At 39.3% G+C, this 25466-nt stretch carries 23 protein-coding genes; 14 read left to right on the top strand and 9 right to left on the bottom strand.

Annotated features, from left to right (window positions below; translation table 11 throughout):
* Window positions 1-28: 28 nt before the first annotated feature.
* Complete coding sequence (gene gldJ, locus LV92_RS14620; protein WP_111624374.1) at window positions 29-1690, bottom strand: gliding motility lipoprotein GldJ; 1662 nt, start codon at window positions 1688-1690, stop codon at window positions 29-31.
* Window positions 1691-2130: 440 nt separating this feature from the next.
* Between gldJ and porV the strand changes: the two genes are divergently transcribed.
* From porV to LV92_RS14585, 7 genes are all read left to right on the top strand, one after another.
* Complete coding sequence (gene porV, locus LV92_RS14615; protein ID WP_111624373.1) at window positions 2131-3276, top strand: type IX secretion system outer membrane channel protein PorV; 1146 nt, start codon at window positions 2131-2133, stop codon at window positions 3274-3276.
* An 88-nt stretch (window positions 3277-3364) separates the two neighbouring features.
* On the top strand, window positions 3365-3850 hold the full coding sequence (gene cdd / locus LV92_RS14610; RefSeq protein WP_111624372.1) for a cytidine deaminase: 486 nt from the start codon (window positions 3365-3367) through the stop codon (window positions 3848-3850).
* A gap of 196 nt (window positions 3851-4046) precedes the next feature.
* Window positions 4047-5045 (top strand): pyruvate dehydrogenase (acetyl-transferring) E1 component subunit alpha, encoded by a 999-nt coding sequence (pdhA, locus tag LV92_RS14605; RefSeq protein ID WP_111624371.1) that lies wholly within the window; start codon window positions 4047-4049, stop codon window positions 5043-5045.
* A gap of 4 nt (window positions 5046-5049) precedes the next feature.
* Window positions 5050-6705, top strand: coding sequence for a pyruvate dehydrogenase complex dihydrolipoamide acetyltransferase (locus LV92_RS14600; protein ID WP_111624370.1), 1656 nt, complete (start codon window positions 5050-5052; stop codon window positions 6703-6705).
* Between the two features lie 183 nt (window positions 6706-6888).
* Window positions 6889-7920 carry a M28 family metallopeptidase gene (locus LV92_RS14595; RefSeq protein WP_111624523.1) on the top strand — a complete coding sequence of 344 codons (1032 nt, stop codon included), beginning with the start codon at window positions 6889-6891 and terminating at the stop codon, window positions 7918-7920.
* Window positions 7920-8600 carry an SDR family NAD(P)-dependent oxidoreductase gene (locus LV92_RS14590; RefSeq protein ID WP_111624369.1) on the top strand — a complete coding sequence of 227 codons (681 nt, stop codon included), beginning with the start codon at window positions 7920-7922 and terminating at the stop codon, window positions 8598-8600. Before LV92_RS14595 ends, LV92_RS14590 begins: the two co-directional genes overlap by 1 nt.
* 13 nt (window positions 8601-8613) lie before the next feature.
* Window positions 8614-9255, top strand: a complete 642-nt coding sequence (locus tag LV92_RS14585; RefSeq protein WP_111624368.1) for an HAD family hydrolase — start codon at window positions 8614-8616, stop codon at window positions 9253-9255.
* 9 nt (window positions 9256-9264) lie between these two features.
* Here LV92_RS14585 and LV92_RS14580 read toward each other — a convergent pair whose 3' ends face one another.
* Window positions 9265-10320: an AI-2E family transporter gene (locus LV92_RS14580; RefSeq protein ID WP_111624367.1), complete on the bottom strand. Its 1056-nt coding sequence runs from the start codon at window positions 10318-10320 to the stop codon at window positions 9265-9267.
* A gap of 191 nt (window positions 10321-10511) precedes the next feature.
* On the opposite strand from LV92_RS14580, the gene LV92_RS14575 reads away from it, so the two are divergent.
* From LV92_RS14575 to LV92_RS14565, 3 genes are read left to right on the top strand one after another with little or no spacing between them, the layout of a single operon-like run.
* Window positions 10512-11114 carry a SprT-like domain-containing protein gene (locus LV92_RS14575; protein WP_111624522.1) on the top strand — a complete coding sequence of 201 codons (603 nt, stop codon included), beginning with the start codon at window positions 10512-10514 and terminating at the stop codon, window positions 11112-11114.
* Window positions 11115-11125: 11 nt separating this feature from the next.
* Entirely contained in the window at window positions 11126-12208 is a 1083-nt protein-coding gene (locus LV92_RS14570; RefSeq protein WP_111624366.1) for a mannose-1-phosphate guanylyltransferase, read from the top strand.
* A gap of 2 nt (window positions 12209-12210) precedes the next feature.
* Window positions 12211-13671 carry a DUF389 domain-containing protein gene (locus tag LV92_RS14565; RefSeq protein WP_111624365.1) on the top strand — a complete coding sequence of 487 codons (1461 nt, stop codon included), beginning with the start codon at window positions 12211-12213 and terminating at the stop codon, window positions 13669-13671.
* Here LV92_RS14565 and LV92_RS14560 read toward each other — a convergent pair.
* Together LV92_RS14560 and LV92_RS14555 are read right to left on the bottom strand one after the other, a co-directional pair.
* On the bottom strand, window positions 13668-14435 hold the full coding sequence (locus LV92_RS14560) for an ABC transporter ATP-binding protein (RefSeq protein ID WP_111624364.1): 768 nt from the start codon (window positions 14433-14435) through the stop codon (window positions 13668-13670). The two genes, LV92_RS14565 and LV92_RS14560, sit on opposite strands and share 4 nt — an antisense overlap.
* Entirely contained in the window at window positions 14435-15172 is a 738-nt protein-coding gene (locus tag LV92_RS14555) for an MlaE family ABC transporter permease (RefSeq protein ID WP_111624363.1), read from the bottom strand. Before LV92_RS14555 ends, LV92_RS14560 begins: the two co-directional genes overlap by 1 nt.
* A gap of 115 nt (window positions 15173-15287) precedes the next feature.
* On the opposite strand from LV92_RS14555, the gene pafA reads away from it, so the two are divergent.
* On the top strand, window positions 15288-16991 hold the full coding sequence (gene pafA / locus LV92_RS14550) for an alkaline phosphatase PafA (protein ID WP_111624362.1): 1704 nt from the start codon (window positions 15288-15290) through the stop codon (window positions 16989-16991).
* A gap of 35 nt (window positions 16992-17026) precedes the next feature.
* On the opposite strand, the gene LV92_RS14545 is transcribed toward pafA, so the two are convergent.
* The 4 genes from LV92_RS14545 to gcvP form a co-directional block, all read right to left on the bottom strand.
* A complete protein-coding gene (locus LV92_RS14545; RefSeq protein WP_111624361.1) occupies window positions 17027-17881 on the bottom strand; it encodes a glycosyltransferase in 855 nt (284 codons plus the stop codon).
* 60 nt (window positions 17882-17941) lie between these two features.
* Window positions 17942-18475: a methyltransferase gene (locus LV92_RS14540; RefSeq protein WP_111624360.1), complete on the bottom strand. Its 534-nt coding sequence runs from the start codon at window positions 18473-18475 to the stop codon at window positions 17942-17944.
* A 106-nt stretch (window positions 18476-18581) separates the two neighbouring features.
* Window positions 18582-19640: a 3-oxoacyl-ACP synthase III family protein gene (locus LV92_RS14535; RefSeq protein WP_111624359.1), complete on the bottom strand. Its 1059-nt coding sequence runs from the start codon at window positions 19638-19640 to the stop codon at window positions 18582-18584.
* Window positions 19641-19808: 168 nt separating this feature from the next.
* On the bottom strand, window positions 19809-22658 hold the full coding sequence (gene gcvP, locus LV92_RS14530; protein ID WP_111624358.1) for an aminomethyl-transferring glycine dehydrogenase: 2850 nt from the start codon (window positions 22656-22658) through the stop codon (window positions 19809-19811).
* A 141-nt stretch (window positions 22659-22799) separates the two neighbouring features.
* On the opposite strand from gcvP, the gene LV92_RS14525 reads away from it, so the two are divergent.
* Entirely contained in the window at window positions 22800-23630 is an 831-nt protein-coding gene (locus LV92_RS14525) for a UbiA prenyltransferase family protein (RefSeq protein ID WP_111624357.1), read from the top strand.
* Window positions 23631-23842: 212 nt separating this feature from the next.
* On the opposite strand, the gene LV92_RS14515 is transcribed toward LV92_RS14525, so the two are convergent.
* Window positions 23843-24403: a sigma-70 family RNA polymerase sigma factor gene (locus LV92_RS14515; protein ID WP_111624355.1), complete on the bottom strand. Its 561-nt coding sequence runs from the start codon at window positions 24401-24403 to the stop codon at window positions 23843-23845.
* A 74-nt stretch (window positions 24404-24477) separates the two neighbouring features.
* On the opposite strand from LV92_RS14515, the gene LV92_RS14510 reads away from it, so the two are divergent.
* Together LV92_RS14510 and LV92_RS14505 are read left to right on the top strand one after the other, a co-directional pair.
* Window positions 24478-24837 carry a rhodanese-like domain-containing protein gene (locus LV92_RS14510; protein WP_111624354.1) on the top strand — a complete coding sequence of 120 codons (360 nt, stop codon included), beginning with the start codon at window positions 24478-24480 and terminating at the stop codon, window positions 24835-24837.
* Between the two features lie 72 nt (window positions 24838-24909).
* Window positions 24910-25320, top strand: coding sequence for a PH domain-containing protein (locus LV92_RS14505; RefSeq protein WP_170126332.1), 411 nt, complete (start codon window positions 24910-24912; stop codon window positions 25318-25320).
* Window positions 25321-25466: the final 146 nt, after the last annotated feature.

Raw genomic sequence — 25466 nt, 5'->3', positions numbered from 1 at the left:
CTTCTTCATATTTATTTAACTACAAGAACTATTTGGCTTTCTTGCTTCTAGGTGTTTTGTTTTTTGTTTTGGATTTGGATCCGACTCTGGACATAGCGCATCTAAATCCAATATAGTCAGTAGCCATATACTGTGGTAAATATCTTCTCTGAGCTGGGTCCAACCAATAGGCCCTATCTCTCCATGAACCTCCTTTGAAGACCCTAACCTCATCATTGATCAATGAAGTTCTATTGTTGGATTTGTCATAAGCTCTCACAATATTTCCAGTAGAGTCTACCTGTACTTTGCTCACAGGAGAGTCGTACATTTTCTTTTCGTCCTTTTCGTCCTCCTCATCACTAAATCTGTCATAAAATCTGGTAGATCCTGGTTCACCGTCCCTATATCCTCTGTTGTCACTGGATGAGAAGTTTGTCCTTAAGAAGGTTTCTTCTTCATCTACTGGTACCATTTTTATCTCTCCAGGTAAATTTACCGCTACAACTTTACCGTTAGGCAAGGTGTCGTACACAATGGAGTCACGAATTACATTTACTTTTCCGTCTTTTCCAATGGCCGTTTTCATATAAACGTTTCCTCGGAAATAGTTGAAGTCACTTACTTCGTCGTCAACGATTGGTCTGTAGACATCTGCAACCCATTCCGCCACGTTTCCTGCCATATCATATAATCCAAAATCATTGGGTTTGTAAGATTTGACTTCTGCGGTAATATCGGCTCCGTCATCTGACCATCCTGCAATTCCGCCGTAATCTCCTTTTCCTTGTTTAAAGTTGGCCAATTGATCTCCTCTGCCAACTCTCTGTCCATTTCTGGTATAATCTCCTTCCCAAGGATATTTTTTTCTACCTCTGTAGTTATTGTATTCCCTGCTTCCTATCTGTGCCTGGGCTGCATATTCCCATTCAGTCTCTGTTGGCAATCTATATTCTGGTAAAATAACCCCGGAACTTCTTTTGGCAAAGACGGAAACTGAATCTTTTTTCATTTTTCCCTGTAAAGAGTCTATCTGTCCGTTGTATACGGATTCTGGTCTGTTTAAATATGCCTCTGTGCTAAAGCCACCTTCTGCTTCACCATTTATTACTTTGTATTTGGCCTCCTCTGAAAGATAGCCCTCCCTTTCCAGCATAACTTCATTCACTCGGTCTGTCCTCCATTCTGCAAATTGCGTAGCCTGGATCCAATTTACACCAACCACTGGGTATTCCGCATAAGCTGGGTGGCGTAGGTAGTTATTGGTCATGGTTTCGTTGAATCCCAACCTGTTTCTCCAAACCAATGTATCTGGTAAGGCACCGGTGTATATATGTACATATTTAGGATTTTCTGGAGGGTAAACACTCTTCAGGTAATCCAAATATTCCAAATACATAACGTTGGTAACTTCGGTCTCATCCATATAGAAAGACTGCACGTGCTGTGAGGTAGGGGTGTTGTTCCATTCGTGCATCACATCATCTTGAACCTGACCTTTTGTAAAGGTTCCTCCCTCTACAAATACTAAACCTGGTGCAGTTTCCTGCTCTTTAAAGTCTGAATTGTACTGAAATCCACCTTCCTTGGCGTTAATATTCCAGCCCGTAGCCCTTGAAACATTTTTAGAGGATGATGAGTTTTTACAGCTTGAAAAACCACCAGCTACAATAGCGCAAGAGAGTACAACTTTGATGAATTGTTTTTTCATAATTAGGACTTGAGTTCAAAAGACAAACTTCTTATTAAAGGAGTTTGCGATTCATATTTTATTAATATTTTGTGTCGCTTTCGGCATTTAGAACGATGATTAAGGCATAATATTTTGTTAAATGAAAAAAATTTGATCATTTATTTAACACGCTAAGAGCATCGCTTAACATGAATAACGACTTAAAATTTAATATAGTATGGATAGTTGATAATTCTTTGTAAAATATCAAGTAAAATCAATAAGAGTGAAACAAACTTAGCCATGGATTATTCCTATATATAGTATCTTATTGTAAAAAGAATTTAAATGCCGATTTTTTTTAATGGTTTATATAAGATATTCGGAAAAAGGACGTTTGACTATAATGAACCGAAATAATTTTATTCGGGTTCTTTGGGATAACTATTGAAACCAAATCTTAATTTTAACAAGTAAAAATGAAAAAATTATCAATACTTTTCTTGCTTTTCTTGGTGTTTAAAGTTTCTGCTCAGGAAGATAGGGTGATTACTACTGCCGTGCCTTTTTTGACCATTGCTGCTGATGCCAGGGCATCTGGTATGGGCGATATGGGGGTGGCAACTTCTACAGATGCTTTCTCCCAACAATGGAATCCGGCAAAATTTGCCTTCGCAGAAAGAGAAATGGGAATTGGACTTAGTTATACACCTTATTTGGAAAGTATAATTACCGATATAGCGCTGTTGAGCGCAAATTTTCACAAGAAGATCAATGATAGAAGTGCCTTTGCCTTAAGCATCAGATACTTTACCTTAGGGGAAATAGAACTTAGGCAATTTGCCGGGGATCAGGCCAGATTGGCCAAGCCCAACGAATTGGCTTTTGATGGTTCCTATTCTTTAAAGCTAAGTGAAACTTTTTCTATGGCTGTTGCAGGTAGGTTTATTAGTTCAAATCTTAAATTGCCGGATAATGGCAGTGAGGACTCCAAGGCGGCAAGTTCATTTGCCGTGGATGTTTCCGGATACTATCGCTCTAGGGAAATTGCCTACAATAGTTTTGATGGCCGTTGGAGGGCAGGCTTCAACATTTCAAATTTAGGAAGCAAGTTAAAGTATGATGACGCCGGACAAGAAAATTTTCTTCCTACCAATTTGAAAGGTGGGGTCGGTTTTGATTTTATTTTGGATCAGGATAATGTGCTTGGGCTTACCTCTGAATTTAATAAACTTTTGGTGCCTACTCCACAAGATTATAATGATGACGGGGTAATTGATGGAACGGATAATGACGAATATCAGCAAACTACTTTTTTTGAAGGGGTTTTTAAGTCATTTGGGGATGCACCTGATGGCTTTAGCGAGGAGTTAAAAGAATTTACATGGGCACTCGGTGCGGAATATACCTACCAGAATGCATTTATGTTAAGAACGGGATATTTTAATGAGAGCGATTTAAAGGGATCGAGAAAGTTTTTCACTTTGGGTGCTGGTTTTAGGTTTAAATCAGCTCAGGTAGACCTGTCTTATTTGTTCTCTACTTCTCAAGTCAGAAACCCTTTGGAGAATACACTTAGATTTTCTCTGACATTCAATTTGGGAGAAGAATTTTTGAATGATTAATGCCAAAAAAAATATATAGCTTAACTACAAAACCTGCCCACAAGCAGGTTTTGTTTATTTTTACTAAATTATATAACGCTAATTGTCTATGAAACTACGTAGGGTAGTGTTCGATCTATTGGTCTATGATTCTATGGATGAACTGGATCAGGGGGATCAAATTTTAATGCATGAAGCAGTAAAGGCCAGGAAAAATGCCTATTCCCCTTATTCAAAATTTAATGTTGGGGCTGCGGTATTATTGGATAATGATGAAATTGTAATTGGCAATAATCAGGAAAATGCCTCATACCCTTCCGGTTTGTGCGCAGAAAGAGTGGCCATATTTTACGCTTCGGCAAAATTTCCAGGTATTGGCATCAAGGCCATTGCCATAAGCGCCACTTCCAAAAATTTTGTAGTCAATAAACCTGCCGCCCCTTGTGGTAATTGTAGGCAGTCCATTTCGGAATATGAAATAAAACAATTGAGACCTATATCTATAATTATGTCCGGGGAAACGGGGGAGATCTTAAAATGTAACTCTGTTTCCGATATTCTTCCTTTAGCCTTTAACAGTACATTCTTGGGTTAGTACAATAAATTAACACATTCTATATTTAGGATTTAGGTATTTCTCAAGTATTCCTTATTTTGTTTTATATAATCGCTTTATGCGAAGCTTTTGATTTAAATTTTTTTCCTATTGATTTATATATGTATTTTTGTTTTCCGTTTTTGTCTGAAACTTGTTTTTGATCAAAGCGAATTACTACATAAATTATCAATTAATGGAAAAAATAACCAAAGAGGTCTACCTTAAGTGGTATGAGGACATGTTGTTCTGGAGAAAGTTTGAAGATAAACTTGCTGCAGTCTATATTCAACAAAAAGTTCGTGGATTTTTACATCTTTACAACGGACAGGAAGCTGTTCTTGCAGGGGCATTGCATGCAATGGACCTTAGCAAGGATAGAATGATTACTGCTTATAGGAATCACGTTCAGCCAATAGGTATGGGGGTTGATCCCAGAAAGGTTATGGCGGAACTCTATGGTAAAGTTACAGGAACTTCCAAAGGAATGGGTGGATCCATGCATATTTTTTCCAAAGAGCACCGTTTTTATGGAGGCCATGGCATAGTTGGTGGTCAGATTCCATTGGGTGCTGGATTGGCTTTTGCTGATAAGTATTTTAAAAGGGATGCCGTAACCCTTTGTTATATGGGAGATGGGGCAGTAAGACAAGGATCGCTGCATGAAAGCTTTAACTTGGCAATGCTATGGCAATTGCCGGTTGTTTTTGTTTGCGAAAACAATGGTTATGCCATGGGAACATCGGTAGCTAGAACCTCGCATTCAACGGAAATTTGGAAACTTGGATTGGGATATGAAATGCCATGTGGACCGGTAGATGGAATGGATCCGGTAACGGTTGCCAAGGAAATGAGCAAGGCAATTGACCGTGCCAGGTCCGGAGGCGGTCCTACTTTTTTGGAAATGAAGACTTATAGGTACAGGGGACACTCCATGTCGGATGCCCAGCATTATAGAACTAAGGACGAGGTAGAAGAGTACAAGAAGATCGACCCAATATCTCAAGTATTGGCGACCATAAAGGAAAATAAATATGCCACGGATGCCCAGATAAAGGAGATAGATATCCGGGTTAAAAAGTTGGTTTCTGAATGTGAAAAATTTGCAGAGGAATCGGATTATCCACCTCTAAATCAATTATATGATATGGTATACGATCAAGAGGACTATCCATTTGTAAAACATAAAATATAAGTAAATGGCAGAAGTAATAAATATGCCAAGACTTAGCGATACCATGGAAGAGGGGACCGTTGCTAAGTGGCTAAAAAAAGTAGGAGACAAAATTGAAGAAGGTGATATTTTGGCGGAAATCGAAACCGACAAAGCTACAATGGAGTTCGAATCTTTCAATGAGGGAACTTTATTATATATAGGTATTAAAGAAGGTGATACAGCTCCAGTGGATTCGCTTTTGGCCATAATTGGTGAAAAAGGGGAGGATGTTTCTGGCCTTATCAATAGTGCATCTTCTGATGCCAAAGAGGAAAAACAAGCGGAGGCTGTGGCCAAGGAGGAGGAGAAAAATGAGGAGAAGAAAGAGGCTTCTAAAGCTACAGGTGCTACTATCCCTGAAGGGGTGGAGATTATAAAGATGCCTCGCCTTAGTGATACCATGGAAGAAGGTACTGTAGCCACTTGGTTGAAAAAAGTTGGGGATGAGGTTGAAGAAGGGGATATCCTTGCAGAAATCGAGACCGACAAGGCCACAATGGAGTTTGAATCTTTTTATTCGGGTATCCTATTGTACGTGGGAATCAATGAAGGGGAAACTGCACCTGTAGATTCAGTGCTTGCAGTTATAGGTCCTAAAGGAACAGATGTTGATGCTGTATTGAGTGCGGGATCAGGTTCTACTTCTGATGAAGAAAGCACTCCTGAAGAAGTTAAGAAGGCTGAAACCTCTTCCGGTAATGGTCAGGAATCTGCACCTATTACTGCCAATGATGGTCAACGAATTTTTGCATCGCCATTGGCCAAGAAAATTGCCCAGGATAAGGGAATTAATCTAGAGGATGTAAAAGGGAGTGGCGATCAAGGAAGGATTATAAAGAAAGATATAGAGGAATATCAGCCTAAACAGAAAGCTGCCGAGAAAGCACTTCCTGCCCAGGAAAAGGCTTCCTCCCCACAAGCTGCTGTTGCGGCTCCAATTAATTTGCCTGTAGGGCAAGAGGGGAGTGAGGAAGTTAAGAATTCTCAAATGCGTAAGGTTATTGCCAAACGTTTGGGAGAGTCAAAGTTCTCCGCGCCACATTACTATTTGACCATTGAGGTCGATATGGATTACGCCAAGGTTTCAAGAGAGCAGATCAATAGCTTGCCGGACACCAAGGTATCCTTTAACGATATGGTGGTTAAGGCTTGTGCTATGGCGTTAAAAAAGCATCCACAAGTAAATACCTCATGGAACAATGAGACTACTAGATATAATCACCATGTGCATATCGGGGTTGCCGTTGCGGTTGATGAAGGCCTATTGGTTCCTGTATTAAAATTTGCGGATCAAATGACACTTACCCAAATAGGGGCTTCGGTGAAGGATTTGGCTGGAAAGGCAAGAAATAAGAAAATAAGTCCAGCGGAAATGGAGGGCAGTACCTTTACCGTTTCCAATCTGGGAATGTTCGGAATCTCTGAATTTACTTCTATTATTAACCAGCCCAATTCGGCTATACTGTCTGTTGGTGCCATTGTCCAAAAACCAGTGGTTAAAAATGGCCAGATCGTGGTTGGTAATACCATGAAGGTAACATTGGCATGCGATCACCGAACAGTGGATGGAGCTACAGGAGCTCAATTTTTGCAAACACTTAGGGCGTATTTGGAAAATCCGGTTACCATGTTAGCTTAAATAGAATACTTTAAACAATTATATAAAAAGCATCCTGATTTTCAGGATGCTTTTTTAACTTTAAGCCCTATCTAATTCTTGATGGTTATATGAATTGCACTAACGTATTCATGATTCATTTAGACCTTGATATAAATGCTGAATAAAATACAATTCGATTACATGACAAATAAAAATCAATTGATGAAAAATATTATTGGTCTTGCCATATTAGCTATAACCTTTGGCTGCGGTAGCGCTAAAATAAATAAGTCGGTTGGTCTGGCAAATGGGACCAATGGTTCTGGTGTAATTGCCATGGATGCCTCCCTAGCTCATGGTAGTGCAGAAGTTTCTTCTGTAATTGCTGATTTTTCCACAGAAAAAAGGATTGGGGGAATAATTTCCTATTTGGCATCGGATGAACTTCAGGGTAGGGAAACTGGTAGCGAAGGAATAGAAATGGCAGCTGAATATATTGAAACTATTTTTAAAAGTAATGGGATTGGTCCCTACTTTAAGACTTACAGGGATACCTTGACCAATTTTGAAAAACCGGCATACAATTTAGTTGGGTTCATTGAAGGCTCGGACGAACACTTAAAGAACGAATACGTTATAATCGGTGCCCATTATGACCATATAGGTACTGCTGATCCGGTGGCCGATGATAATATTGCCAATGGTGCCAATGATAATGCCTCCGGTACTACCGCGGTCTTGGAGTTTGCCCGTTATTTTGGCAAGTATAGAAATAATAAGCGAAGCGTAATTTTTGCCCTATTCAGTGGTGAGGAAAAAGGTCTTTTGGGCTCGAAGCATTTGGCCAAAAAGCTGAAAGATCAGAATTTGGATCTCTATGCCATGCTGAATTTTGAAATGGTAGGAGTCCCTCTAGTGGGTAAGGATTATTTTATGTATGTAACGGGCTATGAGGAATCCAATTTAGCGGATATTTGCAATACTTATGCCGAGGAGAAATTGGTTGGATTTCTTCCAACGGCAAAGGAATACAATCTGTTTAAAAGATCCGATAATTATCCCTTTCATTTAGAGTTTGGGGTTCCTTCCCAAACCTTTTGTACCTTCGATTTCACCAATTTCGATCACTATCACAAGGTGGGCGATGAGTTTTCCATAATGGATTTTGACCATATGGCCTTATTGGTAAATAAAACCCTTCCGGTTTTGGAAGATATTATTAATGCCCCGGTAAGGGAGTTAGAATATAAATAATGGCGAATATTGTAATTACTGGAAGTAGTAGGGGGATTGGCTTTCAAATGGCACAGTTATTTGCCAATGAAGGTCATAAAGTGTTGGCCCTATCCAGAAATAATGCCCCTATTGCCGCATTGAATCATCGGAATATTTCCAGCTTTTCGTTTGATTTGGCCAATGAGTCGGATTACGTCCAAATGGACGAGTTCATAAAAAATAATTGGAAGCAAGTTGATGTCCTTATAAACAATGCAGGTAAATTGCTGAACAAACCTTTTTTGGAAACTTCTATGGAAGCATTTGAAGAGGTTTATAAAGTGAATGTATTTGGAGTAGCCAATATTACCAAAAGAATAATTCCCTTAATGCCCAAAACTGGTCATGTGGTAACCATTAGTTCTATGGGGGGTGTTCAGGGTAGTATGAAATTTGCGGGATTATCTGCCTATAGTTCCAGTAAAGGTGCCGTAATTACTATGACAGAATTGTGGGCAGAGGAATTCAAGGAATCGGGACCATCATTTAATGTATTGGCCTTAGGGGCCGTACAGACCGAAATGTTGGAGGAAGCTTTTCCTGGTTATAAGGCGCCAACAACCGCTTTGGAAATGGCTACATATATCAAGGATTTTGCTCTTAGCGGCCATAAACTGTACAATGGAAAATTACTACAGGTGTCCAACTCAACGCCTTAATTTTTATAAACCAATGAAAGAATACAAGTGTGTTATTTTCGACTGTGATGGGGTATTGGTAGATAGTGAGCTGTTGGGCAATCAGGTATTTGTGGATATGGCCAATGAACAAGGCGCTGGGATAGATATTTCCTATGCCATGCAACATTTTAAAGGGGGTTTTCTGAATGATAGCATTAGACAGGTGGAGGCGATTATACAAAAGCAACTGCCCCTGGATTTTGAAATTGAATATAGACAAAGATCCTACGAAATGTTTTCGACCCATCTGAAACCGGTGGAAGGGGTTGAACAGGTCTTGAGTAAATTGACGCTGCCATTTTGTGTTGCATCCAGTGGGCCACAGGAAAAAATTAAAAGGAATTTGGCAACCGCCGGACTCTCCTCGTTTTTTAAAAACAATATCTTCAGTTGTTATGATATTGGAAAATGGAAACCCGATCCCGCTATTTACTTGTATGCTTCAGAATCCATGGGTTATTCTCCAAACGAATGCTTGGTAATAGAGGATTCCTTTAAGGGAGCCAAGGCGGCCACCTCTGGAGGATTTGATGTTTATGGTTATACCTTGTTAAACGAGGACCCTGATTTTGAAAAAGAAGTTACCAAAACCTTTGAGCAAATGGAAGAGTTGATCTCCTTGCTTAAATTATAACCAACTACCTTACTTTTGGGGCTTAGGCTTTAGAGGTTGGTTCCCTGAAATTAGACTGGCTATTATTTTTGTTTGTGGGAATTGTTCCAAAATAATCTTGATAAATACGGTAATTGGTATTGCCATGATCAATCCAGGTACCCCCCATATATATCCCCATAACATCAACATTACCAAAACGGTAATGATGTTAATGGAGAAAGATTTTCCCATAAATACGGGTTCCAGTATTGATCCGAACAAAACCTGTACCCCGGTAATGGAAATAACAAAGAACAAGAGTGTGCTCGTGGGCTCCAATTCTACAAAAGCAAATAGCGCCAATAGCACTACGGAAATAATGGAGCCGACCATTTGGACAAAATTTATGGCAAAAGCGAAAAGTCCCCAGAAAATTGGAAAACTTACATCAAAGAACACGCATGCCAATCCAATTCCGATTCCCGTAAAAAGGCTTACTAGAAATTTGACCTTAATAAATGTAATAAGGTCTTTTTCAACTTTTACAAACGTTTTAACCGAGGTGTGCTTTTGTTTTAGAATGGTATTGTTCATTAATTTCTGAACGTTTATTGATTCTGCCAACCAAAGCACAACAAAAAACACCGTCATTAATATCATGGTGACCGTATTGCCAATAAAATCCAGGGTCGTCCCAAAGTTCTTCATCATACTTTCTTTGGGAATAAAATTGTTAATGATGTTTTCCTCTTTGGCATAGGGTATTCCAAGGTAATCTTCCATTCCTAATAACAGGGCTTCCAATTTGGTCTCCGCTTTTTGAAAAAAAGCATTGTCTGCAGATAGTATTTCCTTGCTGGTAAGTTGTATAAGTTCTCCGCCTATTTTTAAGGCTCCAATGAAAATCAATATAACAATAAAAATACTGATAGGTTTGGATACATTCTTTTTATTGAGCCACCGCATAATAGGTAGGAACAATAAAGCTATGAACATAGAGAAAATGAGGGGGATAAAGATGAACGACAGAAGTTTTAGTAAGTAAAACACTAAGGGGATTACTATAATAAGCAATAACTTATTGGTGGTTCTTAACTCGTTCATAATTATAATAATAGTTTGTTTTTCGCTGTGTTCAACGGGAATGCAAAGTTAGTGGAAAGAAGTTGTCTTTAATCGTTAATAAAAATGTAAATATTCTTCAGGATACATTTTTTTTGGTATTGATAATTGTATTTTGGATAAAATTTCTGCTTAAGGCTATATGGAATCTTAAAATTTCTAATTTTGTTGCTATGCAGGACACTTTGGAAAAGTATCTTCCTGAAAGGGCGGTAAGTTTAAGTATGGAACTTATAAAAGAAAATGGGGTACACCTTAAGATTGTGAATCAACGGGTTACCCGTCATGGAGATTATAGGCGGATGCCCAACGGATCCCATCAGATTACCGTGAACGCCACTCTAAATAAATATCGATTCTTGATCACTTTGGTTCATGAAATAGCGCATTTGGTTGCTTTTGAAAAATATGGACGGAAAATAAAACCGCACGGATTGGAGTGGAAAAGGACGTTTCAATATCTAATGCTGCCGTTTTTAAGACCTGAGGTTTTTCCAACCAATCTTTTGCCTATGTTGGCCAGACATTTTAGAAATCCAAAAGCGAGTAGTGATACCGACGCTGGTTTATCTTTGGCCCTTAAACAATTTGATGTACAGGATAAGGAGAAATCTTATATTTTTGAATTGCCTCATGGCAGTGTTTTCAGGATATACAATGGAAAACTATTTCAAAAGAAGAATAAAAGGGTAAAGCGATACGAGTGTGTTGAAGTAGCTACGGGCAGGGTATATCTTTTTCAGCCCAATGCCGAGGTAGAATTGATAAAGGATTAAGATAAGGAACTATGAATAAAAATTATTATGCAGTTTTAATGGCAGGCGGAGTTGGTTCCAGATTTTGGCCGATAAGCACAACTGCTTATCCTAAGCAGTTTCATGATATGTTGGGTACAGGGGATACCTTGATACAGAAGACTTTTAAAAGGCTGGCTAAGTTTGTGCCGGTTGAAAATATATTGATCTTGACCAATGAAAGATATAACGAATTGGTCTTGGAGCAATTGCCAGAGGTTAAGCAAGAGCAAGTAGTGTTGGAGCCGGCCATGCGCAACACTGCTCCATGTATACTGTATGCGGCCTTAAAAATACAAAAGAAGAACCCTGATGCCGTTATGATAGTTGCCCCCAGTGATCACTGGATAGAGGATGAGGAGGCATTTGCCAAGGACGTTATAACCTGTTTCGATAAGTGTGAAAGGGAAAATGTACTCTGTACGCTGGGTATAAAACCTACTTTTCCCAATACCGGCTTTGGGTATATAGAATTTGAAAAGAACAATAGTCGGGAACCACTGAAGAACGTTAATCAGTTTAGGGAAAAACCTGATTATGAAACGGCAAAGGATTTCATAAAACAAGGTAATTTTTTATGGAATGCCGGTATTTTCATGTGGAGTGTAAAAACTATTGTCGATGCTTTTAAAAAATATCAACCCGAACAATACAATTTATTTCTGAGTGGATGGACTTACTATAATACCGGTCAGGAAAGGGCATTTATTAATGAAAATTACCCTAAGGCAGAGAATGTTTCAATAGATTATGCCATTTTGGAACCGTCCAGTAATATTTTTGTACTGCCGGCCACTTTTGATTGGAACGATCTTGGTACATGGGGCTCGTTGTACGATAAATTGGACAAGGACGATAATGACAACGCTTTGGTGAATTGTCAAGTTTTAGCTGAGGATTCCCAGGGGAATATGATTCGTTCCCCAAAAGGAAAAATTATCGTTATTGATGGATTAAAAGACTATATTGTGGTAGACAAGGAGGAGGTTTTACTCATATATCCCAAATCCAAGGAACAGGATATTAAAAAGGTACTTGCAAAAGTTAAAGATAAATTTGGAGATCAGCTGGCTTAATTATGGAGGAAAATTTGAATAAAGACCAGAATCAGGATTTTCCTGAGGGTAGCGGGCAAGATATAAAGAGAGATTTTAGGGGTCTTTTGGATGGTGTTAAAGTATTTCTGGCCGATCTATTGGATATACGCAAGAATACCGATCCAGAAGCTACAAAAGAATCCATTATTGCTGATATTCCTTTTAAGGGCCATACCTCCTGGATTTTAATATGCTCTATTTTTATCGCATCTGTTGGACTTAATGCCAATTCCACTGCAGTAGTTATCGGCGCCATGTTAATTTCGCCTTTAATGGGCCCTATTTTGGGTATTGGGCTGTCTTTGGCCATTAATGACATAGATACCTTGAGACGTTCATTGAAGAATTTTGCCGTCATGGTTGGTTTAAGCGTTATTACCGCATTTTTATTCTTTTATTTATTCCCATTAAGGGATGAATCATCGGAATTACTGGCTAGGACCGCTCCTGACATCAGAGATGTGCTTATTGCATTTTTTGGAGGTTTGGCATTGGTAATTGCCAGGGCCAAAAAAGGGACTATTGCCAGCGTTATCTATGGAGTGGCAATTGCTACGGCTTTGATGCCACCCTTATGTACTGTTGGTTTTGGGTTGGCCATTGGTAATTTTGGTTATGCTACCGGTGCCATGTACCTTTTCACCATAAATACTATTTTTATTGCGCTGGCTACTTTTTTGGTTCTAAAATTATTGCGTTTTCCTATGGTGCGCTATGCCAATTCACAGCGTAGAAGGTTTATCGCTAGAATGGCCTCTACAGTGGCGATTTTAGTTATGATTCCGGCCGGATTTACCTTTTACGATGTGTTTCAGGAATCTTTGTTTCGAAAGCAGGCCAATCAATTCGTTGCTAGCAATATTGTGCCTTATGAATTACCTGGGGAGGGTAGATATTTAGAGAATTTGACCGATATTCAATACAATCACGGTGAAAATGGTTTTATTGAACTGGTGTTTATGGGCAACGAAACCATACCGGACAATGTTATTGCAACTTGGAATACCCAAAAAAATACCTTCGACAAGCTTAAAAATATAGAATTAAAAATTGTTCAGGGATCTAAAAATCAGGAATTGGATCAAATGAGGTATGTCAGCGAGCTTTATGAATCCAAAAAGGCGGAATTACTAAGCAAGGAACAGCAAATTCAGGTTTTAAAGGAGGAGGTTGGTAAAATGAGCAAGATTGTTGAACAGCAGATTCCCTTTCAAGAAATTAGTGCGGAGGCCAAGACCAATTATGAAAATTTGACTAGTTTAGGCTTTTCGTATACCATTACAACCGATTTTAATAAACTGGATACCATCCCAGTATTTAATGTAAAGTGGAAAAAGGGTGTGCCTGACAAGCAAATTAAAACCGATTCCCAAAAACTAACGGATTGGTTGCGACTAAGGTTAAAGAATTCCAAGATTCAAGTCAGGGAAGAACCGAGTTAATTCCGCTCCTCGATATACATTTGTCGCACCTTTTTAAATAATTCGGAGGAATAGACGAAGTCGGTTACGGCTTCGTTATCTGTTTTAAAAATTTCCTTATTACTGCCTTCCCATTCCTTTAGGCCATTTTTGAGGAAAATTATCTTCTCGCCAATTTCCATAACAGAATTCATGTCATGGGTATTGATTACCGTAGTAATATCGTATTCTTGGGTAATTTCGTGGATAAGATTGTCTATTAGGATAGCTGTTTTAGGATCCAGTCCAGAATTGGGTTCATCACAAAATAAGTATTTCGGATTCATTACAATTGCCCTGGCAATGGCAACACGCTTTTGCATTCCTCCCGATATTTCCGATGGAAATTTATTATGTGCATCAACTAGGTTTACGCGTTTAAGTACAAAATCTACCCGATCCTGCATTTCCGATTTCGATTGTTTGGTGAACATGCCCAGGGGAAACATAACATTACCCTGTACGGTCATGGAATCGAACAGGGCGCTACCCTGAAACACCATGCCCATCTCCTGTCTTAAGTTGCGTTGTTCACTTGCGGATAGTTCGGAATAGATTTTTCCGTCATAGCTAATGGTGCCTTCATCCGGTGTAAAGAGGCCCAAAAGACATTTCAAAAAGACTGTTTTACCGGATCCACTTTGTCCTATTATAAGGTTGGTCTTGCCCTTTTCAAAATTGGAACTAATGCCTTTTAAAACATGGCTTTCCCCGAACGATTTATGTATGTTGTCTACTTCTATCATTAGCCCAAGAGTAATTGTGTTAAGATATAATTTACAATAATGATCACAACACTTGTCCATACAAAGGCGGTGGTACTGGCCTTGCCAACTTCCAATGCCCCCCCTTTCATGTAATAACCGTGAAAAGATGGTATGGTAGCTATAATTAATGCAAATACTATCGATTTTACAAAGGAATAAGTGACATGAAATGGAATGAAGTCCAATTGCAAGCCTTCAACAAAGTCTGCACTGGAGCTAAACCCTCCAAAAACACCGGCTGTCCATCCTCCAAAGATACCCACATACATAGCTATTGCAATCACAAAAGGATAAAACAACATCGCTATTATTTTTGGAAAAACCAGGTAGTTCAAAGAATTGACCCCCATGATTTCCAAGGCATCAATTTGTTCCGTTACCCTCATGGTGCCAATACTGGATGTGATATAGGAACCCACTTTACCGGCCATAATTATTGAGGTGAAGGTTGGAGCAAATTCCAATATTACCGATTGCCTGGTGGCAAACCCAATAAGGTTTCGAGGTATAAGAGGATTGGTAATGTTTAATGCGGTCTGTATGGAAACTACACCCCCGATAAAGAAGGAAATGAAAATTATAATACCCATGGAACCATAAACCAATTCGTCTATTTCCTTTAGTATTAGGGTTTTCATAATAGACCATTTGGTGGGTTTTTTAAAAACCTCCTTGATCATTATAAAATAGCTGCCTATTGATGCTAAATAATTCATTCAATATAAAATATTGCTTAGGAATGTAAAAATAACAATATTAAGAATCATTTAACTTCCAATTAAAATTTAAAGGTTTTATTTCTATATTTTTGTTTCTTTAAAAATAAGAAGAATGCAAAATAAGAGTCTGCTGCTATTGCTTTTAGCGCTTTTAATAGGATTTAATCCAGTTAAAGTAAATGCCCAAAGAAAATCCAAAAAAGATAGGGTAGAGGCCATATCCAATGCCGAGATTGTAACTAATAAGAATATTGCCACTACGCCTAAGTTAGTAGTGGGGATTGTGGTAGATCAAATGAGGTACGATTATTTGACCCGTTTCTGGAATCAATATGGGGATGGTGGATTTAAGCGTTTGGTGAATGATGGGTTTAATTGCAAGAACAATCATTTTAATTATGCACCAACAGTTACTGGCGCCGGACATGCTTCTGTGTATGCGGGAACAACCCCATCTGTTCACGGTATTATAGCGAATGATTGGTATGATAAATATGCGGATGAAAGCGTTTACTGCGCAGGAGATCCCAGTTATAATTCGGTCGGAACGTCTTCCGATGCCGGAAAAATGTCCCCGCATAGGATGCAAACTACGACCATAACTGACCAAGTAAGGTTGCACACCCAAATGCGCGGCAAAGTGATAGCTGTTGCAATTAAAGATAGAGGTGCCGTTCTGCCTGGTGGCCATACGGCCAATGCCGCTTATTGGTTTGATGGTGGGGCTGAAGGCAATTGGATTACCAGCTCTTATTATATGGATGAATTGCCTAAATGGGTCACTGAATTCAATGCACAAAAAAGTGTAGCTAAATACAAAAAACCTTGGACAACCCTCAAAGACATCAATAGCTATATAGAAAGTGGAGCTGATAACAATAATTACGAAGGGCTCTTTGAAGGTCAGTCCACCCCAACATTTCCTCACGATTTAGTTGGCTTGTGGGATAATAACGGCAAATATAGTATCCTAAAAAGTACTCCTTATGGCAATAGCCTAACCGCTGATTTTGCTTTGGAGGCTGTGGATAAGGAGTCACTTGGAACCGATAATTTTACAGACTTCCTGGCAATTAGTTTCTCAAGTACGGATTATGTAGGTCATAAATGGGGGGTGAATTCGAAAGAAGTAGAGGATACCTATCTGCGTTTGGACCAAGATTTAAAACGTCTTTTCGACACCTTGGATAAAAAAGTGGGAACTGGGGAATATACCGTTTTTCTAACTGCAGATCATGCAGCAATTAATGTTCCGGCTTTTTTAAGGGATCAGAATCTTCCCGCTGGTGTAGTGGAATCAAAAAAATTGAACGACCGACTTACAGAATATTTGAAGTATACCTATGGAACTACCGATATTGTGAAGAAGACTTCCAATAATCAGTTGTTTTTGGATTATAGGGTAATCAAAAGTTTGGATTTGGACATAGATGATGTTGAAGAGGAATTGGCCTTGGAGTTAATTCAATATGACGGTATTTATAAGGTGTTTACGGCCAATCAGATGTGGCAAAATCAATATACTAGTGGAATTCCTTATTTCGTTCAGAACGGGTTCAATCAAAAACGTTCAGGGGATGTGTTGATGGTGTTCGATCCGGGAAGCGGAAATTACGGAAAGACAGGATCAACACATGGGTCGCCATGGAACTACGATACGCATGCACCCTTATTATTTTATGGTAAAGGTATTAAGAAGGGCAGTACGGTTAATAGAACCGAAATTCCGGACATAGCTCCAACAATAGCTGCCTTAATGGGAATGAACGCTCCTTCAGGAACTACTGGAGAGCCTATTGAAGAGGTGATAGAATAATATTTTGTTGTAAAAATAAAAAAGCCAAACTTTTCTTATTGGAAGAGTTTGGCTTTTATTTTTCTCCATCGCAGCTGGCGAATAAACTTGCCCTCCACAGGGTTTACAAGAAAATCTGTTTTTTCTTTCCTGGCTGAAAAATAGCCTTGAAGATTATCTAGAAATGCTCTTGGTTTTTTTTGTTTCAAGGCCATTTTTACCGAAGCAATAAGAGTAATCAGAAACCCGTACCTCATAGTGAACATGGCCTTTCCTTGGAGTAATTTGGCTTTTTTGTTATAAGCATTTCCCAATGGGCGTAAGTGTTTAACGTGCAGGTTGCTATCGGTATAGATATTAAAACCGTTGTATTGGGCAAGCAGCTCGTCCACGGTATCCCATCCCATGGCTGTTTTAAGTCCGCCAATGGAATTAAAACATCTCTTACTGTAAGCTTTAAATGCCCCGCGCACATGGTCTTTGTCCATAGGGTGATTTAATTTCCATTCACCGTTTTTGTCTTGCTCATAAGCAAAACCACCGGCTATCCCAATTTTTGCATCTGTTGAAAATATCTTGGCTACTTTTTCGAAATAGGAATTAGGAAGAATTATATCGGCATCTAACTTCACTATAAAGTCGTAGTCGTCATCTAATTGTTCCAAGCCTTTGTTAAAAGCATTAACCACCTTGCTGCCTGGCAAATGAGTAGCGGATGATTGTACATTGATCTTCGAGATATAATTGTGTTTTGCAGTAAAGCTGTCTATTATTTGCTCGGTATTATCCGACGAATTATCATTAACTACAACAACTCTTTTTGGGGGCATGGTTTGTATAATGACAGATTGCAAGGCGTCCCTTAAGAATAGACCTTCGTTATGAGCAGGAATGATAATATAGTAGTTCACCGCTAAAAATTTATTTGTTTTAATGGTTGGAACATCCAGCCCTTTATTTTTGTTGGGATTCTATTGGGAGCTGTTTTTTCTTTCGGCATAAACAATGTAATATCTGGGGGTAAAACTACGGAGCAGTGGCCTTATCCCAATTTTTTTTACGGGATTGGTCCATTTTGCCCTATCCTTAATTTCCCATCCGGCCTTTTCCAGTAACCAATCAAACTGCCAGTCTTCAAACTCGTGATAATGCCTGTCCCACGGATCGGTCTTGCTTTTGTAAGCCGATGAAAACCATAGTCTTAGAGGGATACTGGCTACCAATTTATCGGTTTTAATTTGACTAAGGATATTGAACGGGGCCAAAAGATGTTCAAAAATTTCAAAGGCCGTGGCAACTTCAGCCTTGGTGGTAAGGGCAGCCGAAAAATCCAGATCCAAATCCTCTCCTGCTGTATTCTCTACTTGGTATCCATTTTCCTTCATAATCTTGGAAAAGGGATTTTCGACCCCTAGATCTAAAATGGATTGATCGGTAGATACGTGTTTTTGGAGAAATTCCAGGGTATGTTTAAAACGTTTGTTCGGGAAGGTTCTTTCGTACATCGGCGGTGATCTGGTTTGTTGTTTAACATGTTCATTGCGGTTTAATAAGGAATGACCCAAAAACCAGAAACAAAGATATTTGAAATAGTGTTTAATAGTCTATGGATTAAACCTTATAGACAATGGCGTTTATGTTCATGCCTGCACCAACACTGGCAAATATAACAACATCTCCCTTTTTTATCGATTGATTTTCCATTTTTCCATTTTTCACCATATCAAATAGGGTGGGTATGGTAGCTACGGAACTATTTCCCAATTTTTCTATGCTCATGGGCATAATTCCATTGGGCATTTCCATATTGAAAAGATTGTAAAAACGTTTTACTATGGCCTCGTCCATTTTTTCATTGGCCTGATGAATGAATATTTTTTTTACTTCGGTGATAGGCACTCCACTTTCGTCCAAACAGTCTTTCATGGCCTGGGGCACATGGGTTACCGCAAATTCATATATTTTTCTGCCATGCATTTTTATGTATCGCGTGTCGTCTTGTGTTGTTTTGGAATAGGACTCGCCAAAGAAAAGAAAAAATGCTTCCTCATTAGCATAGGTCGCGCTATTGTGCGAAAGGATTTGGCCAGCATTTTCTCGAGCTTCAACTATTGTGGCCCCGGCACCATCCGAATAGATCATGGAGTCCCGATCATGTTTGTCCACAATCCTTGACAGGGTTTCTGCGCCAATTACAAGACATTTTTTGGCAATACCGCTTTTGATAAATGCATTTGCCTGGATTACTCCTTCTATCCAACCTGGACAACCAAATAGGAGATCATAGGCAACACATTTGGGATTCTTGATTTGTAATTGGTGTTTTACCCTTGTGGCCAAACTTGGTAAGGTGTCACCTTGGTTTTTGCCAACGGATACATCACCAAAATTATGGGCAAAAATTATATAGTCCAGTTCCTCTTTGTCAATTTTGGCATCGGCTATTGCCTTTTCTGCTGCAAAAAATGCCAGTTTGGAGGTGTTTAAGTTATCTTCTGCATAGCGCCTTTCACTAATTCCGGTAATGCCTTGGAATTTTTGAATGATCACATCATTTGGATGCTTAAAGGGAGTGCCATCCTCATTTAAAAAATCATGATTTTTAAAATCTAAATTCTTTGTTACGATAGATGGTAGGTAAGAACCAGTGCCAGTAATGCCAATGTTCATAATAATTTGCAAATTTAATAGTATAAATATAAACCAATTGATCCGCGGTAATTTATGTCCTTTGGATTTGATATGATGTTCAAGATAATTCCGCTTTTGTATTTACCAATAAAAAAGCCTTTCACAATTAAAGGAAAGGCTTTAAAAGGCTTGATTTTGTTGAAGTTATTAGGCCTCTACATAAGCTTCGATAGGAGCGCAGGTACATATTAAATTACGGTCTCCATATGTGTCGTCCACGCGTCTTACGCTAGGCCAAAACTTGTTTTCCAATATATATGGCAATGGGAAGGCCGCCTGTTGTCTACTGTATGGAAATTCCCATTTGTCAGTGGTAATCATTTCCAGGGTGTGTGGTGCATTTTTCAGAGCATTGTTGTTGTCCTCAACAGATGCGGCATCAATTTCTTCACGAATAGATAACATAGCGCTACAGAATCGGTCCAATTCTGCCAAGCTTTCGCTCTCCGTAGGCTCTATCATAAGGGTTCCGGCAACTGGGAAGGAAACCGTAGGTGCATGAAATCCATAATCCATTAATCTTTTTGCGATATCCGTAACTTCTATTCCATTTTCTTTAAAAGGCCTACAGTCTATAATCATTTCATGGGCAGCCCTTCCTCTTTCTCCAGTATAGAGCACATCAAATTTTCCACTAAGCTTATTTTTAATGTAGTTGGCATTTAGGATAGCGGTCTTTGTAGACTGGGTCAATCCGTTTTCCCCCAACATTTTTATATATCCATAAGAAATTAAACATACCAACGAGCTTCCCCAAGGTGCTGCCGATATGGCCGTAATAGCCTTGTCTCCACCCGTTTTAATTACAGGGTTTCCTGGTAGAAATGGCACCAATTGTTCCGCTACGCAAATAGGTCCAACTCCAGGGCCACCACCACCGTGGGGGATGGCGAATGTTTTATGTAGGTTTAGATGGCAGACATCGGCCCCAATGGTAGCTGGATTGGTCAATCCTACCTGTGCATTCATATTGGCCCCGTCCATATAAACTTGACCCCCATTGTCATGGATTAATTTTGTGATTTCTTTTATGGAAGATTCGAATACACCATGGGTAGATGGGTAGGTCACCATTAAGGCCGACAGATTGTCTTTGTACAACTCGGCCTTTTCAGCGAGGTCGGCCACATCTATGTTCCCGTTATCGTCGGTTTTGGTAACTACTACCTTCATGCCGGCCATAACTGCTGAAGCAGGGTTGGTGCCATGTGCAGAGGCAGGTATTAAACAAATATTTCTATGACCTTCCCCTCGGGATTCGTGATATGCCCTTATGACCATTAGGCCGGCAAATTCTCCTTGAGCCCCGGAATTTGGTTGTAAAGACGTTCCTGAAAATCCAGTGATGATATTAAGATCTTTTTCCAATTCCTTAAGGATGATCTGATAGCCTTCCGCTTGGTCAATAGGCACAAAGGGATGTATATTTCCCCAACGCGCCATACTCAATGGCAACATTTCGGAGGCAGCGTTCAATTTCATGGTACATGAGCCCAAGGAAATCATGGAGTGGTTCAAAGCCAAATCTTTTCGTTCCAATTTTTTTATATAACGCATCAATTCGGTTTCTGAGTGATAGGAATTGAATACGCTATTCTCCAAAAAGGTTGAAGTACGCACAAGCTTGTTTTCAAGAAGGGATTGTGGTAAAAGGCCATTGATTAGTATAGGTTTTTTCCCTATGGCTTCGGCGAAAATATTTACTATTAATTGTAGATCTTTCAGGGAAGTGGCTTCGTTTAATGCAATCGATATTGTCTCTGCATCAACGTATAGGAAATTAACCTCATGTTTTTCGGCAATGGGCCGCACTTTTGAGGAATCCGCCTTTATGCTTATGGTGTCAAAATAAGAAGTGTTGGTTTGATACAACCCTAATTTTTCAAGACTATCCACAAGGGTAACCGCTGTGGAATGAACCTTGTTTGCAATATATTTTAATCCTTTTGGGCCGTGATAAACAGCGTACATTCCCGCCATTACGGCCAATAGAACCTGAGCTGTACAGATGTTGGAGGTAGCTTTGTCACGTTTTATGTGTTGCTCCCTCGTCTGTAACGCCATCCTTAAGGCAGGCTTGCCATCGGTATCCTTTGTAACTCCGATTATTCTGCCTGGAATACTTCTTTTGTACTCTTCTTTTGTGGCAAAAAAGGCGGCATGAGGTCCACCGTAGCCCAAGGGAATTCCAAATCGTTGGGTGGTTCCAACCACCACATCGGCTCCAAATTCACCCGGAGGGGTCAATAATGCCAAACTTAAGATATCTGCAGCAACGGCAACTTTTATATTTTTTTCAACTGCTTTGGCCACGAATGGGGCATAATCATGTACTTGGCCATGCTTTCCTGGATATTGCAGTAAGGCACCAAAATAATCATCTCCAAATTCAAAGCTTTCATGGTTGCCGACAATAAGTTCTATTTCCAATGGGGTCGACCTTGTTTTTAGCAGGGACAATGTTTGTGGTAGTATATCTTCGGAAACAAAGAATTTTAAAACGTTGTTTTTCTTTTGATCCCTACTCCTCACATCAAATAGCATGGTCATGGCTTCAGCGGCGGCAGTACTCTCGTCCAAAAGGGAGGCATTGGCCAATTCCATTCCAGTGAGTTCCGCTATTACGGTCTGGAAGTTCAATAAGGCCTCTAGGCGCCCTTGGGCAATTTCAGCTTGGTATGGGGTGTAGGCCGTATACCATCCTGCATTTTCCAAAATATTCCTTTTTATCACTGAAGGGGTTATACTTTCATGATAACCTAGACCGATATAGGACTTAAAAACTTTATTCTTCTCGGATAAAACTTGAATATGGGACAAATACTCGTGCTCACTCATCGGCGTCTCCAAGGCCAAGGGTTTTGCAAGACGAATATCGTCCGGAATAGTTTCATTTATCAACTGGTCAACAGAGTTGACATTGATGGTTCGTAGCATCTGTGGAAGGTCTTCTTCTCTAATGCCGATATGGCGCAAGGCAAATAAGTCTGTCCTCATAAATTCAAGCAATTTTAATCTAAAATATAGGTGAGCAAAATTACTCATTATTTATGTTTAATTTGCAGCTTTTACCTTCAACTCCTTTCAAAGTTTTTAACTAAAATAAGAGGTTATGAACACTTTGGCTATTTTTGATTTATGAACTGGCGTAGTTACTTATTTCATTTTTACTTGGATGCCAGTATACATGTAGCATTATCGGTGTTTGCATTAATTGAAATTTCCTGCGTTTTTTTCGGTCTGTCCAGGGACAATCATATCTCGTATCTTGTTTTTTTCGGTACAATTGCGTGCTACAATTTTGTGAAATATGGGGTGGAGGCAAAGAAGTATTTTTTAGTGGCCAATACTTACCATAAGAATATTCAGGTCGTAAGTTTTATTGCAGGGGCCTTTGCTCTGTACCATTCTTTTTTTGTGTCCTATGAAGCTTGGATCGGCCTTGCTGTTTTGTCGGTTCTGACTAGTTTATATGCTGTTCCGTTGTTGCCCAACGCAAAAAATCTTAGAAGTTTGGGGGGGCTCAAGATTTTTATAGTGGCTTTGGTGTGGGCAGGTACAACGGTAGTATTGCCCATTGTAGCTGCAGATAGGGTTATGGATTGGGATGTTACGGTGGAGTTGGCACAACGATTTCTATTGGTCCTGATCCTAATGTTGCCTTTCGAAATAAGGGATTTGGATTATGATGATCCGGAACTAAGAACTTTGCCCCAAAGATATGGTTACCTAAAAACAAAGTTTTTGGGAGCTGCCGGAGCGATTGTTTTTTTCTTTTTGACTTTTATGAAAGATCACTTGACGTGTTTTGAGGTATTGAGCAAGGGTCTGGCCTTTCTAGTTCTAGGAGTGCTAATGGGGGTGACCAGAAGAAATCAATCCAAATATTTCTCTTCATTTTGGGTCGAGGCCATTCCAATTTTTTGGTGGGCCTGTATTTTGGTATTGGATGCCTTTTTAATTCCTTGATTTTAACTTCGTTTTCATCTTCTCCTTCTCTTCAATAGGAAGCGTCTTAATGTTGGCTTGTGAACAGAGAGAGGTTAATTCGGTGTTTTTTTTAGAAAATGTTTTACAGGTTTTGCAAAACAATACGTGAAGTTTAATCTTGATTTTCTCCAGGAAAGAGGCCTCCTTATACTGAACTTTAGTACAAATTATTTCAACGTCCTTACAGCTTTTCATATCTTGAACCAATTGTTGTTTAGGCAATCCATGAGAACAGTTCTTGCTCTATGGAGAATAACCCAAAGATTAGACGGATTGATATCCAGCTCCTTACATACCTCCTCGGTACTGAGTCCGTTTATAGTCTTTAGAGTAAATGCCAAAGCGTGTTTTTTTGGAAGCTTGGCTATACATTCCTGAATTGCCATGCCCAATTCTTCGTTTTCTATCTGGCTGTTTTCCAATAGGCTCATTGGGTCCGCGACCTGTTCTTCCAAAAAGTTGCTATTGGCCTCACTATTTTGGTTTTGGGTGATGCGGACCATAGATTTCGCCTTTTTGGAATTTATTTTGCGATAATGATCAATCACTTTTCTTTTTAGGATAGAGATCAGCCAAGTGCGTTCAGCAGCTTCCCCTTTAAAATTTTTCGCAGATTTTAATCCGGCAAAAAAAGTCTCCTGTACCAAATCTTTGGCAATTTCAGAATCGCTTACTCGGCTTACCGCATAGTTGAATAGGTAATCGGAATAATTATCGACCCAAATGTCCGGATTTAATTCTTGTTTTGTCATACCTGTTTGTCGTTTCAAAAATAAGTGATTTTTTTCTGAAGAAGAATTCTTATTTTTGATAAAGCAATTAAGTTATGAGAACAATATTTCTTTTTTTGGTAGTACTAGTATTGCAAACGGGCTGTTCCCAAGAAAAAAAGGACAAAATGCCGATAGGCGACTTTAAGCAGGAATTATTGGATAACGCTATTTTGGTAGATGTTAGGACCCCTGAAGAATTTGGTGCCGGGCACTTGGAGAATGCCGATAATATAAATTGGTATGATGCTGATTTCTCGGAACAATTTAAAACAGTGGACAAAAATAAAACCATTTACCTCTATTGTAAGATGGGCGGACGCAGTGCGAAGGCCCAGGAAAAATTAGAATCTTTGGGTTTTACCCACGTAATTAACCTGGAAGGGGGATATGATGCCGTTAAGGCCAACAATTGAACCTGGGGTACAAGCTTGACTATAACGGCCATATGTGGAGTACCGTAAATGGGTCCGGGCAAAATAGTGGTTATGGTAAGATATAAGTCGAAAATTGGTTGGATACTGGTAATTGTAATCTTGCTTTTACTTTTAGCTCCTATTTTACAGTTGTTGAAACACCCTTCAAGTATAGGTCCCATATTTTTGTTGTTGCCTGCACTTTTTATTGGTTACATATTTATATCTACCTATTATGAGATTGGTAATGTGGTTTTAAGGGTTAAAAGTGGATTTCTGCTTAATCGTTCTATTCAGATAAGTTCCATAACAAAAATTGAGGCTACCAAAAATCCCATAAGTGCACCGGCAACTTCCTTTGATAGGTTGGAGGTGTTTTACAATAAATATGAGAGCGTCATTATTTCCCCGAAGGAGAAGCGCGCATTTATAGCCCATTTAAAACAGATAAATCCCGAGATTCAGGATAATACGGGATTGTAACAAGTTTTAAGTTCCAAAAGGCGAATTTAGTATTTAGCAGCCCGAATATAGTTAAAGCCTACGGCAATCCTTGAATTATACTTTATTCTATTTACTACTTCTACCAGTTAACTGAACACACCCCTAACCCCTCTCAACAGGGGAAT

Origin of the sequence: Arenibacter echinorum, assembly GCF_003259375.1 — a bacterium.
GTDB classification, from domain to species: Bacteria; Bacteroidota; Bacteroidia; order Flavobacteriales; family Flavobacteriaceae; genus Arenibacter; species Arenibacter echinorum.
The sequence above is the reverse complement of the archived record's forward strand: the minus strand, read 5'-3'. Positions and strand labels throughout refer to the sequence as shown.

What these genes read in the sequence shown, in the direction of transcription:
- LV92_RS14525 (WP_111624357.1), top strand. Translation starts at nt 22,800, where the DNA reads ATGAACTGGCGTAGTTACTTATTTCATTTTTACTTGGATGCCAGTATA.
- LV92_RS14570 (WP_111624366.1), top strand. Translation starts at nt 11,126, where the DNA reads ATGAATAAAAATTATTATGCAGTTTTAATGGCAGGCGGAGTTGGTTCC.
- LV92_RS14600 (WP_111624370.1), top strand. Translation starts at nt 5,050, where the DNA reads ATGGCAGAAGTAATAAATATGCCAAGACTTAGCGATACCATGGAAGAG.
- LV92_RS14560 (WP_111624364.1), bottom strand. Translation starts at nt 14,435, where the DNA reads ATGATAGAAGTAGACAACATACATAAATCGTTCGGGGAAAGCCATGTT.
- LV92_RS14540 (WP_111624360.1), bottom strand. Translation starts at nt 18,475, where the DNA reads ATGTACGAAAGAACCTTCCCGAACAAACGTTTTAAACATACCCTGGAA.
- gldJ (WP_111624374.1), bottom strand. Translation starts at nt 1,690, where the DNA reads ATGAAAAAACAATTCATCAAAGTTGTACTCTCTTGCGCTATTGTAGCT.
- LV92_RS14535 (WP_111624359.1), bottom strand. Translation starts at nt 19,640, where the DNA reads ATGAACATTGGCATTACTGGCACTGGTTCTTACCTACCATCTATCGTA.
- cdd (WP_111624372.1), top strand. Translation starts at nt 3,365, where the DNA reads ATGAAACTACGTAGGGTAGTGTTCGATCTATTGGTCTATGATTCTATG.
- LV92_RS14510 (WP_111624354.1), top strand. Translation starts at nt 24,478, where the DNA reads ATGAGAACAATATTTCTTTTTTTGGTAGTACTAGTATTGCAAACGGGC.
- LV92_RS14580 (WP_111624367.1), bottom strand. Translation starts at nt 10,320, where the DNA reads ATGAACGAGTTAAGAACCACCAATAAGTTATTGCTTATTATAGTAATC.
- LV92_RS14595 (WP_111624523.1), top strand. Translation starts at nt 6,889, where the DNA reads ATGAAAAATATTATTGGTCTTGCCATATTAGCTATAACCTTTGGCTGC.
- porV (WP_111624373.1), top strand. Translation starts at nt 2,131, where the DNA reads ATGAAAAAATTATCAATACTTTTCTTGCTTTTCTTGGTGTTTAAAGTT.
- LV92_RS14585 (WP_111624368.1), top strand. Translation starts at nt 8,614, where the DNA reads ATGAAAGAATACAAGTGTGTTATTTTCGACTGTGATGGGGTATTGGTA.
- LV92_RS14555 (WP_111624363.1), bottom strand. Translation starts at nt 15,172, where the DNA reads ATGAATTATTTAGCATCAATAGGCAGCTATTTTATAATGATCAAGGAG.
- LV92_RS14590 (WP_111624369.1), top strand. Translation starts at nt 7,920, where the DNA reads ATGGCGAATATTGTAATTACTGGAAGTAGTAGGGGGATTGGCTTTCAA.
- pafA (WP_111624362.1), top strand. Translation starts at nt 15,288, where the DNA reads ATGCAAAATAAGAGTCTGCTGCTATTGCTTTTAGCGCTTTTAATAGGA.
- LV92_RS14565 (WP_111624365.1), top strand. Translation starts at nt 12,211, where the DNA reads ATGGAGGAAAATTTGAATAAAGACCAGAATCAGGATTTTCCTGAGGGT.
- gcvP (WP_111624358.1), bottom strand. Translation starts at nt 22,658, where the DNA reads ATGAGGACAGACTTATTTGCCTTGCGCCATATCGGCATTAGAGAAGAA.
- LV92_RS14505 (WP_170126332.1), top strand. Translation starts at nt 24,910, where the DNA reads ATGGTAAGATATAAGTCGAAAATTGGTTGGATACTGGTAATTGTAATC.
- pdhA (WP_111624371.1), top strand. Translation starts at nt 4,047, where the DNA reads ATGGAAAAAATAACCAAAGAGGTCTACCTTAAGTGGTATGAGGACATG.
- LV92_RS14515 (WP_111624355.1), bottom strand. Translation starts at nt 24,403, where the DNA reads ATGACAAAACAAGAATTAAATCCGGACATTTGGGTCGATAATTATTCC.
- LV92_RS14575 (WP_111624522.1), top strand. Translation starts at nt 10,512, where the DNA reads ATGCAGGACACTTTGGAAAAGTATCTTCCTGAAAGGGCGGTAAGTTTA.